Annotated in this window: 11 protein-coding genes; 7 read left to right on the top strand and 4 right to left on the bottom strand. The window is 44.6% G+C overall.

Annotated elements, in window-relative coordinates:
- Positions 1–103 precede the first annotated feature (103 nt).
- Both EHO59_RS18220 and bfr read right to left on the bottom strand, forming a co-directional pair.
- A complete protein-coding gene (locus EHO59_RS18220; protein ID WP_167882122.1) occupies positions 104–1,057 on the bottom strand; it encodes a hypothetical protein in 954 nt (317 codons plus the stop codon).
- Positions 1,058–1,343: 286 nt separating this feature from the next.
- Positions 1,344–1,811 carry a bacterioferritin gene (bfr, locus tag EHO59_RS17300; RefSeq protein WP_135589691.1) on the bottom strand — a complete coding sequence of 156 codons (468 nt, stop codon included), beginning with the start codon at positions 1,809–1,811 and terminating at the stop codon, positions 1,344–1,346.
- Positions 1,812–1,942: 131 nt separating this feature from the next.
- Between bfr and EHO59_RS17295 the strand changes: the two genes are divergently transcribed.
- From EHO59_RS17295 to EHO59_RS17280, 4 genes are all read left to right on the top strand, one after another.
- Positions 1,943–3,067, top strand: coding sequence for a thiolase family protein (locus tag EHO59_RS17295; RefSeq protein WP_135589690.1), 1,125 nt, complete (start codon positions 1,943–1,945; stop codon positions 3,065–3,067).
- Positions 3,064–4,092: a lipopolysaccharide heptosyltransferase II gene (waaF, locus tag EHO59_RS17290; protein WP_135589689.1), complete on the top strand. Its 1,029-nt coding sequence runs from the start codon at positions 3,064–3,066 to the stop codon at positions 4,090–4,092. The genes EHO59_RS17295 and waaF overlap by 4 nt, the downstream gene beginning before the upstream one ends.
- A gap of 2 nt (positions 4,093–4,094) precedes the next feature.
- Complete coding sequence (locus EHO59_RS17285) at positions 4,095–5,384, top strand: aminopeptidase P N-terminal domain-containing protein (protein ID WP_135589688.1); 1,290 nt, start codon at positions 4,095–4,097, stop codon at positions 5,382–5,384.
- Between the two features lie 210 nt (positions 5,385–5,594).
- A complete protein-coding gene (locus EHO59_RS17280) occupies positions 5,595–6,062 on the top strand; it encodes a hypothetical protein (protein WP_135589687.1) in 468 nt (155 codons plus the stop codon).
- Here the strand turns inward: EHO59_RS17280 and EHO59_RS17275 are convergent.
- Positions 6,059–7,237 carry a M20 metallopeptidase family protein gene (locus EHO59_RS17275; RefSeq protein WP_135589865.1) on the bottom strand — a complete coding sequence of 393 codons (1,179 nt, stop codon included), beginning with the start codon at positions 7,235–7,237 and terminating at the stop codon, positions 6,059–6,061. The genes EHO59_RS17280 and EHO59_RS17275 overlap by 4 nt on opposite strands.
- 135 nt (positions 7,238–7,372) lie before the next feature.
- On the opposite strand from EHO59_RS17275, the gene EHO59_RS17270 reads away from it, so the two are divergent.
- On the top strand, positions 7,373–8,593 hold the full coding sequence (locus tag EHO59_RS17270) for a PQQ-dependent sugar dehydrogenase (protein ID WP_135589686.1): 1,221 nt from the start codon (positions 7,373–7,375) through the stop codon (positions 8,591–8,593).
- A 2-nt stretch (positions 8,594–8,595) separates the two neighbouring features.
- On the opposite strand, the gene EHO59_RS17265 is transcribed toward EHO59_RS17270, so the two are convergent.
- The gene (locus EHO59_RS17265) at positions 8,596–10,170 is read right to left on the bottom strand and encodes an FAD-dependent thymidylate synthase (protein WP_135589685.1); all 1,575 of its coding nucleotides are present in this window, start codon (positions 10,168–10,170) and stop codon (positions 8,596–8,598) included.
- A 205-nt stretch (positions 10,171–10,375) separates the two neighbouring features.
- Between EHO59_RS17265 and EHO59_RS17260 the strand changes: the two genes are divergently transcribed.
- Both EHO59_RS17260 and EHO59_RS17255 read left to right on the top strand, forming a co-directional pair.
- Positions 10,376–11,365, top strand: a complete 990-nt coding sequence (locus tag EHO59_RS17260; protein ID WP_135589684.1) for an aldo/keto reductase — start codon at positions 10,376–10,378, stop codon at positions 11,363–11,365.
- Positions 11,366–11,369: 4 nt separating this feature from the next.
- Positions 11,370–11,969 (top strand): TetR/AcrR family transcriptional regulator, encoded by a 600-nt coding sequence (locus EHO59_RS17255; RefSeq protein WP_135589683.1) that lies wholly within the window; start codon positions 11,370–11,372, stop codon positions 11,967–11,969.

The raw sequence follows: 11,969 nt of genomic DNA, 5'->3' as shown, positions 1-11,969 counted from the left end.
ACTAGTTCCAGTCCCGCTTCTTTTACTTCTTCTGTAAGAAGGAAGGAGAGTCCATCTCCGCAAGATGCGTGATATATAAGAGCTTCCGGTCTATCGAATTCGCTTAACGATAATTTGGCGGATTGCCAGCCTGCACGAATTCCTTCTCTATGAGAATCTTCTTCGAATCTGGAATAAGATTCTCTTTCGAAACCTGGTTTGCCTTTCGATCGAAAAGGTTTTCCTTGGTCGCCGCCTCTTCCCGAACGTCCGGAAAATTCTCCAGCGCCTCTTGGACCTTTTCTTTCTCTGGAAAAGGAAGATTGTTCTCTATCGGAAGAATAAGGTCGTCTTTCATCCGATCTGCCTTCGCGAGAAGAGTATGGCTTTCTATCTCCGGATCCACCTTCGCGAGAAGAGTATGGTTTTCTACCTTCGGGTCTGCCTTCTCTGGATGAATACGGTTTTCTGTCTTCGGATCTACCTTCGCGAGATGAATACGGTTTTCTATCATCCGATCTTCCTTCTCGAGACGAGTATGGCTTTCTATCTCCGGATCCGCCTTCTCGAGACGAGTATGGCTTTCTATCTCCGGATCCGCCTTCGCGAGAAGAGTATGGTTTTCTACCTTCGGGTCTACCTTCTCTTGATGAATAAGGTCTTCTCTCATCCGACCTACCTTCTCTCGAAGAGTAGGGCTTTCTGTTTCCGCGGTCTTGGTCACCACGAGATTGATATGGCTTTTTTTCTCCGCGTTCGAAGTCTCTTCTTGGTCTGCGTTCGTCGGAACCTTCTGATTCGCTTCTGCTTCGATGCGGTCTTCTGGTTTCGGAAGATTCGGACCTTCTATTTCCGCGTCCTTGGTCTCGATCGTTTCCTCTATCGAAGTCTCTGCTCGGTCTTTTCTCGCCTCGCTCGAAATCTCTCTTAGGTCTACGCTCTCTTGAACTATCTTGTTCGTTCTTATCTCGAAACGGTCTTTTATTTTCGGAACCTTCTGATTCGTTCCTTCTTTGATAAGGTCTTCTTGGTTCGGAAGAATCTGATCTTCTGTTTCCGCGATCTTGGTCGCGGTCATTTCCCTTGCCGTATTCTCTTTTTGGTCCTCTTTCTCTACGAGAAGAAGAATCTTGGTCGTCTCTATTTCTGTAAGGGGAAGGTCTGCCGGAATCGTTTCCGGTGCGATAAGGTTTGCGAGTGCCTTCTTCTTTAGAGCGGCCAGACCTAGGGGATTCGCTTTCGTCTCCTTGGGGAGAGCGTTTCGGTCTTTGCGGTTTGGAGAATGATGAGCCGGACTTGTTGCCGGACCCCTTCTTTCCGAATCCGGATGAAGGGGATTTCTTAAATGGCTTTTTGTTCAATGTCTAGGAAAGTTGTTGGGCCAAATAGTTTTGGACGCCTATGGTTTTGATGATCTCTAGCTGGGCCTCGAGCCAGTCGATATGCTCCTCCTCGGAAACGAGGATCTTCTCGAGCAATTCACGTGTGCCGTTGTCTTTATTTCTGGTCGCGATCTCTATGCCGCGATTCAGACGTTCCACTGCGTGGTATTCAACCTCCAAGTCGTTCTTGAAGATGCTTTCAATATCCTTACCCACATTGATCTTCATGTATCTTTGAAGATCGGGAACTCCGTCTAAGAAGAGAATGCGCTCTATGACTTGGTCCGCATGGTTCATCTCTTCGATAGATTCTTTCTTCATGTAACTAGCGAGCTTGTCGTAACCCCAGTTTTTATTCAGCTTTGCATGAATAAAATACTGATTGATCGCAGTTAGTTCGGCGGAGAGTACTTCCGCTAAGATTTCGAGGACTTCTTGGTTACCTTTCACGTCGTTTCTCCTACCTGAGATCACTATAAACGAGAGTGCCTATTTTGAAAAGCGAGTTTCTAAAATTCAATCCTTTCCTATTCCTATTTTTGACTTTGCCCTAAATTCTAAAATGAAAACTTAGTTGGATTATGACCTTGGCCTACGTGCTGGACTCTCATTTGAGTAAATTCGGCAAGACTGATTTTGACTATCAGTCGCTCTCGTATGAGACTGCGAATCATTTACTTAAAAGGAATCCTGAGTTCCATCCTGAGTTCTTGGTCTTCAGTTCCATGGCCCCGGAACGTTATACGGGAGAGATTTTTCTTCCTGCAAAGATCAAGGAGGATCTGGGACTTCCTTCTTTATTCGCGATCCGATCCGAAACCGCTTCTTCTAGTGGGGCGTCCGCATTGCATCTTGCAAGATTCTTGATATTGTCCGGCAAGTTCCAAAGAGGAATGGTGCTTGCAACCGAGGTCATGAGCAAGCTTCCGAGAGAAGAAAATAATCTACTACTTGGCTCTGTGCTTTCTTCTCAGCAGAGGTCCTTGGCAATGTCTATGGCCCAGGGCGGGGCTCTGACTGCTACTAGATACTTAAAGGATTTCGGATATACTAGAAAGGATCTCTTCCGTTTATCAAAAAAATTGCATGATAACGGTTTGGAGAATCCGATCGCGCATATTCAAAAAAACTTAAATGAAGAGGAATATTTCTCTTCTCCCATGTTTTCTAGTCCATTCTGTTTATATGATATATCTCCTCTGTCTGACGGGGCCTGCGGGTTATTGTTAGAGTCAGATTCTTCCCGCTTGAAGAAGGGAAACAAAAAAGTATTTATCTCCGGCACAGGTTTCGGCCTAGGTCAGGTCAATGGAACTCCCGGGGGCCTAAGCTTTCCTGCTTCTAAAATGGCATTCCAACAGGCATACCAAGAATCTGGAAAGACTGCAAAGGATATTCAGGTTGCGGAACTGCACGATGCATTTACTATCTTCGAGATCATAGCGGCCGAAGACTCGGGGCTCTTTGAACAAGGTAAGTCATTAGCAGCAGTCGCTGAAGGCATCACGGATAAGAGAGGAAGACTCCCGATCAATCCTTCGGGAGGTTTGAAAACCAGAGGACATCCTGTTGGAGTTTCGGGTCTCGCACAAGTGGCGGAACTTTCCAATTATTTACAGTCGAATTCTGCAAACACTGCACTCTCTCTTTCTATCGGAGGCTTGGGAGTGAATAATTTTGCTACGATCTTAGAGGCAAAAGAATGAATCAGAAAGAGAATATTCTAGTCATCCAAACCGCCTTTTTAGGAGATCTCATCTTAACTACTCCTTTGTTCAGAGAAATTAAGAAGAAGTATCCGAATTCAAAGATGACTGTGATCGTAAACAAGGGAACCGAATCTGTCTTAGAGGCCAATCCTTGGATAGATGAGATCATCCCTTTGGACAAGAAGCAGATCAAATCTTCTCTCTTTGGATTTTGGAATTTCTGCCAAGCAATCCGAAAACGTAAATTTACTCTTTGTATCAGTCCTCATTTTTCTTTTCGTTCTTCTATTATCGCTTGGATGAGTGGTGCTCGGATCCGGATCGGATATAAGAGCGCTGGATTTTCTTTCTTACTAAATGATCGAAGACAGAGACCGATACTCGGTCCTCATGAAGTGGATAAACTTTTGTCTCTTCTTTATACGGAAGAAGAACGGAAGAATGTATCTAGAAAACCTGAACTATTCTGGAAACCTGAATCTGTGGTCGGCATCCAAGCTGAAATGAAAAAGCATGGATTGGAAAAGGGGAAGTTTATTCTTCTAGCTCCTTCTTCTGTTTGGGAAACGAAACGCATGCCTGCGGAAAAGTTTAGGACCATCGGTTCAGAGCTTGCGGAGAAGACCGGATACAAAATTGTTCTCACCGGTGGAAAGGGAGATATTCCTCTTTGTGAAGAGGTGGGGCAAGGGTTCGGGATCAATCTCGCGGGAAAGACTAGTCTTCCGGAGATGAGCTATTTAATGAGCCAGGCGGCTCTACTTGTGACTAACGATTCTTCTCCTATTCATTTTGCTTCTTCTTTTAATACTCCTACTTTGGCGGCGTTCGGCGCAACGATTCCCGCATTCGGTTATACACCTCTTGCCGATAAAATATTTATTTCCGAGATCTACGGACTAGACTGCCGTCCTTGTGGAATTCATGGGGGAAGGGTCTGTCCTAAAAAACATTTTCGTTGTATGTTGGAACAAGATACGGATGCTATGGTTAGAGAGGCGATCCGTCTAATAAAAGGATAAACATGGACCAAAGTATTTTTCGCAAACGCATTCGTAATGTCCAAGACCTATTGAAGGAATCCGAGGTCTTACTCCTTTTTGCAGCTCCTCAAAGAATTCGGAACAGAGACGTAGAGTATAAGTTCCGACAAGATTCCGATTACTATTATCTGACAGGCATCGAAGAAGAGGACGGGATCCTTGTTCTGAGACGAGATTATTCGGCTCACTTTGCACTTCCGAAAGACAAGGAAAGAGAAATCTGGACCGGCATTCGTTTGGGCAAGGACGAGATCAAAAATAGATTAGAACTCGATGAGAGCTTCTCTTTGGAAGAATGGGATGCAAGGATCCATCAGATCTTAACGAATCAATTCACTCTCTATCATTTTTTTGGAAAGGACAAGGAGAGGGATGCAAAACTCTTAGAGTTGATTAGCACCTTGAATCTCAGATTGAGAGAAGGAAAATTCGGTCCTCAGAGATGGGAGATCCCGAACTTTCTACATGAAATGAGAATGTTCAAGACTCCCGAAGAGATTGAAAAGTTAAAAGAGTCTTCTCGCATTACAGCTTTAGGTCACGAAAGATTGTTTAGAGAAACTCGAGTAGGGATGTACGAGTTTGAATTAGAGTCCATTCTGGAATCCGAATATTTAAAACACGGCGCCTGGGGTGGAGGCTACGGTCATATCGTTGCAGCAGGAAAGAATGCTACGATTCTACATTACACTACGAATCGAGCAAAGATAGGAGAGAACGAGGCAATTCTCGTTGATAGCGGAGCGGAGAAGGATTATTATACTGCAGACGTTACTCGCGTTTTCCCTTCCGGAAAGAAATTCACTGCCGAGCAAAGGACAATCTACGAACTCGTTCTGGATGCGCAGAAAAGAGCGATCGAAGAGACAAAGGCAGGAGTAGAATTTAATTTCGTTCATGAAAAGACGATCCATAATCTAGTACTTGGTCTCTTGGATCTCAAGCTTTTGAAAGGTACCGCTGCCGAAGTGATCGAGAAGGGAGAATATCGTAGATTCTATATGCATCGAACTGGTCACTATCTAGGAATGGACGTGCACGATGTGGGAAGATACTTCGAGAATGGAAAGAGTAAGCCGATGAAAGACGGACTTGTCGTGACCGTGGAGCCTGGCTTATATTTTGATCCTACAGATGAAACTATACCTGCCGGATTTCGTGGGATAGGCGTAAGGATAGAAGATGATATTCTTGTGAACGGAAATTCTCCTGTGGTCTTAACTTCTATGATCGCTAAAGAAGTGGATGATATAGAGGCGATGAGAAGCTAAAGCCGAAGCAGGCTCTTTTGTCGCTTACAATACGCATCCGGTTTGATTTAAGACCAAAGCCTTTTCTATATTAAGTCTCTAAAATTTATGCTCTAAGCCCGTTCTTTGGCTTATCGCGTAATATTTGCAAAAATTTTAATATTCTATTCTATTTCTGATTGTGAGAAGAAGTTCTCCTATCTTCCATGCACTTCGTAAAATGGAGGAAATATGAGAGAAAAATTCTCAACCAACGAGCAAGAAGAGAAGGGCATGATCCAAATTGATTGGAGGATGCCAGAAGAATGCGAACAAGCCTGGAAAGATTCTATCCAAGCCTTCGGTGAACCTAAGAAGATACTCAAATATATCGTGGGAAGTTTTAGGAGAAGGAAACGCTTCGGTAAAATCTCTGCATTAAAATTCGATAAAGTACATGTAGAGGATTCACGTAAAAGAGTGAAAGTACTGGGATTCGATTATTGGGAGGCCCAGAGTTTTGCCAGAGGATTTAGCGTGTCCGTAAGCAGTTTCTTGTCTTCTATTTTGTATGCAGAATGGAAGGAAACTTCAGGATTTCGTTCCGACAAGATCAAGACAGAATTCTTGGAAGAGAAAAGCGAAGAAGAGAAAAATTTAGAAGAAAAGATAAAAGACTTCCCTATAGGAAAGGGAAGTCTTTTGCCGAAGGGAGCTTAATTTTCTTCTAAATAGATACGGATTGCTTCTTTCATCACAGAGAGTCCGATGGGAAGGGAGTTTTCATCTAGATCAAACTTGGAACTATGATGAGGATGTACAAATCCCTTCTCTTCGTTCATGGAACCTACAAAGAAATAGCAACCGGGAACTTTCATGAGAAATGCAGAAAAGTCTTCTCCGCCCATTGTCTTTGCATGTTCTTCTGTAACCGAATCTGGTCCTAGGATATTCTGAGAGGCTCTTCTGACTAGGTTTGCCATTCCAGGATGATTGATTGTAGGAGCGTTCGTTCTTTCGTATTGGATGATTGCCTTGGCTCCGAATGCCGCTGCAGTATTCTCGACTACTCTTTTGAAAAGTTCGGGAGCCTTATCGAACATTTCCTTTGTGAATGTGCGAATGGTTCCTTTCAATTCTGCCGTCTCAGAAATCACATTGAATGCGTGGCCTGAATGAAATGCGCCTACTGTGACCACACAAGAATCCAGAGGATCCGTATTTCGGGATACTATGCTTTGGAGAGCTGTCACGATATGGGCCCCGACTAAGATGGGATCCACAGTATGTTGCGGCATTGCTCCATGCCCACTCACTCCTTGGACAGTGATCTGGAATTCGTCGACTGCAGCCATCATCGGGCCGTCTACGACTCCTACCTTTCCTACAGGAATATGATTCCAAACATGAAGAGCAAGCGCAGCGGATACATTGTATTTTTCTAATATACCTTCTTCGATCATTTTGTCGGCGCCTTGTCCTCCCTCCTCAGCGGGTTGAAAGACTAATAATACTCTGCCTTTTGGGACGATCGATTTGATATCTTCTTTTAGTTCGGAGGCCAAACCCATTAGAACGGAAGTATGAGCATCATGACCGCAGGCATGCATGACCCCGCTATGAACAGACGCGTAATCTACTTTGTTTTCTTCCACAATGGGAAGTGCGTCCATGTCCGCTCGAACGAGTAATGTTTTGCCCGGCAAACCTGAATCGATCAGACATGCGATCCCAGTCTTAGCGATCCCTTCTTGGAAAGAGTATCCTAAAGAGCGTAAATGGGCTGCCACAAAGTCGGCCGTTCCCTTTTCTTCGTATTTTAATTCCGGATGTTTATGGATGAAGCGTCTATACTTGACTAATTCTGCATGTCTGGAAGAAGTTTGAGCGGTCATGGGTAAAGTGTATTCGAATGGAATCTTTCCAGTCTCTTCTTTTTTAAAGCAGATAGCCTTTTTCATCCGGATATGCGCAAATCATGGATGCTTGGATTTGTTTTTATTAAAAGAGAGAGTAAGATGAGAACACGAATGGTCTTCAGGTTTCAGAAAAGTCGATTTTTACCCATCGGATTTTTATTCGCTGTTCTTTTACTCGAATGTAAACCTCCAGCGAATTCTTCCCTGCTTCCTCTGCTCTTCTTGGGAGAAAGCAAGTGCTCTGAATCCAGGGTTCCTTCTTGCCTTAAGACTACTGAGATCGCTTCCGGTTTCAATGCCCCACTTTTTGTAGGAGCTCCTAATGGAGATACGAGCAGACTCTTCGTGGTGGAGCAGGGCGGAAAGATTCGACTGATTAAGAATGGAGCTCTGTTATCGACTCCTTTCTTGGACATTGGATCGGAAGGAACGGATCTCATTGATTACTCCGGAGAGAGAGGGTTACTCGGACTGGCCTTTCATCCCAGTTATTCTTCTAACGGAAGATTTTGGGTGGATTATACTCGCAAGTCGGATGGGGCCATCGTGCTTGCAGAATATTCGCGCTCTGCAGGAGATCAAGACCAAGCGGATCCTTCTCCTGTAAAAGAAGTATTCAATATTTCTAAACCGTTTGCAAATCATAACGGTGGAATGATCGCATTCGGTCCGGACGGATTCTTGTACATTGCAACTGGAGATGGAGGAGGCGCAGGTGATCCGAATGGCAATGCGCAGAATGTGGAATCCTCACTCGGAAAGATCCTAAGGATAGATGTGGATTCCTATCCGACTCCAGCTCCCGGAAACAGACCTGCCACCGGTTCTGAGAATCCTCATATTTGGGATTGGGGACTCCGAAATCCTTGGAGATTCAGTTTTGATAGAAGTTCGGGCGATCTGTACATCGCAGATGTTGGGCAGAATCTATACGAAGAATTGAATATAGAAACTTCGGGACAAGGATTGAAAAACTACGGATGGAAGATCACCGAAGCGAAGCATTGTTTTAGTCCTTCTGTCGGATGTTCCGTAACTGGAATTACTTTGCCTCAATTAGAATACAGTCATTTTTCAGGAAAGGCAATCACCGGTGGATATGTGTATCGAGGAACTAATCTGCCAGATTATGCAGGAAGATATTTCTACGGAGACTTTATAAACCAAAGGGTTTGGTCCCTAATTTGGGACGGAACCAAAATAGACAATATCATAGAGCATACCCAGGAGATGGGATTTCACTCTCCGCTTCCTTCTTTTGGAGAGGATGCAAACGGAGAAGTGTATATCGTAGATTATAATGGAAGGGTGCTAAGAATTGATGCTCAATAGGATTATAAGGTCCTATCGTACTCACTTAATTCTCTTTTCCACACTTGAGTTCCGCAGTAATGATCTCCTTCCGGGCAGTAAGGCTTTACATCTCCTTGCAGGCGGATCCAGCAAGGCGCTTTGATCCATTTCGCGATCTGAGGATGGACTTTGCTTAGATCCGTAAGCTCATTGATAGAAGCCTGAAAGATCTCTTCCTGAGCGTTGTAACAGGTGCGGGCTCTCCATTTATGGTGCAGGTTCAATAGATCCCCGCCTTCATAAAAGCGAATTGGGAATGCATTCGGAAGAAGATAAGAAGCATATTCCGGTTTTCCGCCGGCTTCTAAGAAGCGATTCAGGTTCTTGAAGATGCCGTCCATCTTTCTTCTATATGTTTCTTCTAATTGAGAATATTTTAATACTACTTTCGGAACGATATAATCCGGCATTCCGGTATACTGAGACATGAGTACCGGCCTTGCACCTGGGACCATTCTGTGTCTCTGGTCTTGGCTGTCCGCTGTATGTGAGATCCTCTTTTTAAAGGAATAATGCACATTGAACATGGCTCTTGCAAGTGGACTCATGGTTGTTTCATTCAGAGTAGAAGTCAAATGCTTGTTCTTAGATGGATCCAGAACTAATCGGATCGCTTCCTCGTCGTTTAAGGCCGATTTGGTTGCTCCAATAACGGAACGAACAGCGGATGCCAAGACTTCCGGGCCACTGGAGGAATAAGAAGCCAAGCGAGAATAACGTGTATCTATATCCTCATCAAATTCACGCACGAAATTCTTGGCCGCCTCCGGTCTAAATTCGGAAGAACCGTCCTTATAGAATTCATGAAAGAATTGATACTCTGCAGTTTCTTCCAAAGGAATCGGATCGTCCATCTCATCTACATAGAGAGGATCTACTTCTCTTACTTTTTCGATCATTGCTTCGACTACGAGGCGTTGCTCTTCAGGGACATCGAAGGAGTTCATCAATCGATGGTATCTATGCAGGGTAAGACCGTTAACAGTATGATATAAGTAGGTAAATGTTCCCAAAGGAAGAAGGTAACGTGCCACTTCTAAGCATTTCTTCTTGATCGGTTGCTGCCATTTTTCCGGATAACTCGCTCTCGCCTTATAGACCAGGAAATACTCGTCTTGGATGAAAGGATGCAATAGCTCCACATATTCGAAATACGCGTTAGACGCATATTCGATCGCTTCCAAATACAATTCCTTCTGCTCGCCGCTAAGAGAAGGGGGAATATAATAATTCTCCTTCTTCACTTCCACATATCTTTGGCTCACTTGTTCGGAATTATAATAAGGATGAGAATGAAGAAAGGACCAAACGAATTGGCGGGACACCTTGTCCAAGGTAAAAATAAAATGAGGATGCTGACGGGTTGTTAGGTGGCCTGCCTTTTTCGTGGACTTGGCAACCTTGTCTCGGATCTCCAGAGACTTCTCCGTGCGGACCATGTCCTCCGGCAAGAGCACCCCTTTGGAAGAGTAGCAGGTTCTCGCAGAAGCGATCGCGAGATTGAATGGCTCTTTCGTTGCGTCTAGAAGTTGGACAATGGGTTTCTGGCTTTCCATAGGGGTTTGGCTACTCCGGAGCACTAACTTGGAATTCGGACTAAAAGCGGAAAGCAAATTTCGGACATAATTCGCTAGTTATGTCTCGTATCTGGGATATTCTGGGGGGTGTAGGAACTCCCTCCGTAGGAGATCCTACAAAAAGTACTTGCGTTTAGTTACAAATTACAATATATATAATTTGAAACTAAATGGAGGTTTCCAAATGCAATTACGAAAACTAGGTAAGAATGGCCCCATGGTATCCGAGCTCAGCCTGGGCTGTATGGGAATGTCAGACTTCTACGGCACCAAGGAAACGAGGGATCGAAAGGAATCCATAGCTACGATCCATGCTGCCTTGGACGCAGGGGTGAATTTCCTGAACACGGGAGATTTTTACGGAATCGGTCACAATGAGCTTTTGATCTCCGAGGCTCTCAAGACCAGACCAGATAAGCCTTTGATCAGCGTGAAATTCGGAGCGCTTCGAACTCCTTCGGGAGATTTTATCGGATACGACGCACGACCTTCTTCTGTGAAGAATTTTGCGGCCCATACCCTAACCAGATTGGGAACAGATGTGATCGATATTTACCAACCTTCTCGTGTGGATCCGAATGTTCCCATCGAAGATACGGTTGGCGCAGTAGCGGAGCTGATCAGGGAGGGAAAGGTGCGTTATCTCGGACTCTCCGAGGCTTCTCCTGAAAATTTGAGAAGGGCTCATAAGGTGTATCCGGTCACCGCTCTAGAAGTAGAATATTCTCTGGCGACACGTGTAATCGAGAAGGAACTCCTGCAGACTGCGAGAGAGCTCGGGGTCAGCGTCGTTGCTTATGGAGTGGTGGGAAGGGGGCTTCTTACCGGAACCATCGAGACTAAGTTGGGAGTCGCGGATTTTAGGGCCAATTCTCCTCGCTTTCAGGGAAAAAACCTTGAAGCGAATTTAGAACGTGTGAGTCTGCTTCAAGAGCTTGCCAAGAAGAAGGGTTGTAGTACTGCTCAACTCGCAATTGCTTGGGTCCTCCACAAGGGAAATGATATCGTTCCTCTGATCGGTTCTACGAGAAGAGCGAGTCTGCAAGAGAATTTGGAAGCGCAGTCAGTGAAGCTGAGCGCAGAAGAAATCGAGACTCTGGACGCGACATTCCCCGAAGGAACCTTCCAAGGAGACAGATATCCTGCCCATGGGATGCAGCTCGTAGTTAAATGAACGAATGCCTAAGACAGGTCTGAAACCGGAAGAACTGCAAGAGAAAGTGCTCGATGCCGCCGAAGCCGAAATTCGTCGAAACGGTGTCGAGCGTCTGAAGTTAACCGATGTGGCTCGGACCTTAAACGTAAGCCACGCAGCACTCTATAAACATTTCACCGACAAGGAAGCGTTGCTCGATTCTATTTCCAGAAGATGGTTGGATCGGATCGATACCACTTTAGAAGAAGTCACTTCCCGCAATTTACCTTTAGAACAAAAAATAGAAGAATGGTTTGTGGTTCTCCATAAAATGAAACGGGAAAAGGTGCAATCCGACCCTAGGATCTTTTCCGCATTCAATATGTCCGCAGAAAAGACTAGACCATTCGTTCAAAAGCATATCAAGACAATGTATGATCAGTTGGAGAGGATTGTAGGCGACGGGATCAAAAACGGATTATTTTTTTGTAATACTCCAGAGAATGGCGCAAAGATATTATTCGAAGGAACTCTTTCGTTCCATCATCCTCGTATCGTATTCGAAAAGATCTCCGAGGATCGGATTGATCTTTTGAAAAGCGTTATCCGAGCCTTGATCGTAGGCTTAAAGGAAAAGAAATAA

The organism is Leptospira semungkisensis, assembly GCF_004770055.1.
In the GTDB taxonomy this organism is placed as follows: Bacteria; Spirochaetota; Leptospiria; order Leptospirales; family Leptospiraceae; genus Leptospira_B; species Leptospira_B semungkisensis.
Note: the sequence above shows the minus strand (reverse complement) of the source record. Positions and strands in the feature narration are given on the sequence as shown.

Coding starts and splice junctions, on each gene's coding strand:
- EHO59_RS18220 (WP_167882122.1), bottom strand. CDS start 1,057: ATGACCGCGACCAAGATCGCGGAAACAGAAGATCAGATTCTTCCGAAC.
- EHO59_RS17295 (WP_135589690.1), top strand. CDS start 1,943: ATGACCTTGGCCTACGTGCTGGACTCTCATTTGAGTAAATTCGGCAAG.
- waaF (WP_135589689.1), top strand. CDS start 3,064: ATGAATCAGAAAGAGAATATTCTAGTCATCCAAACCGCCTTTTTAGGA.
- EHO59_RS17285 (WP_135589688.1), top strand. CDS start 4,095: ATGGACCAAAGTATTTTTCGCAAACGCATTCGTAATGTCCAAGACCTA.
- EHO59_RS17280 (WP_135589687.1), top strand. CDS start 5,595: ATGAGAGAAAAATTCTCAACCAACGAGCAAGAAGAGAAGGGCATGATC.
- EHO59_RS17275 (WP_135589865.1), bottom strand. CDS start 7,237: ATGACCGCTCAAACTTCTTCCAGACATGCAGAATTAGTCAAGTATAGA.
- EHO59_RS17270 (WP_135589686.1), top strand. CDS start 7,373: ATGGTCTTCAGGTTTCAGAAAAGTCGATTTTTACCCATCGGATTTTTA.
- EHO59_RS17265 (WP_135589685.1), bottom strand. CDS start 10,170: ATGGAAAGCCAGAAACCCATTGTCCAACTTCTAGACGCAACGAAAGAG.
- EHO59_RS17260 (WP_135589684.1), top strand. CDS start 10,376: ATGCAATTACGAAAACTAGGTAAGAATGGCCCCATGGTATCCGAGCTC.
- EHO59_RS17255 (WP_135589683.1), top strand. CDS start 11,370: ATGCCTAAGACAGGTCTGAAACCGGAAGAACTGCAAGAGAAAGTGCTC.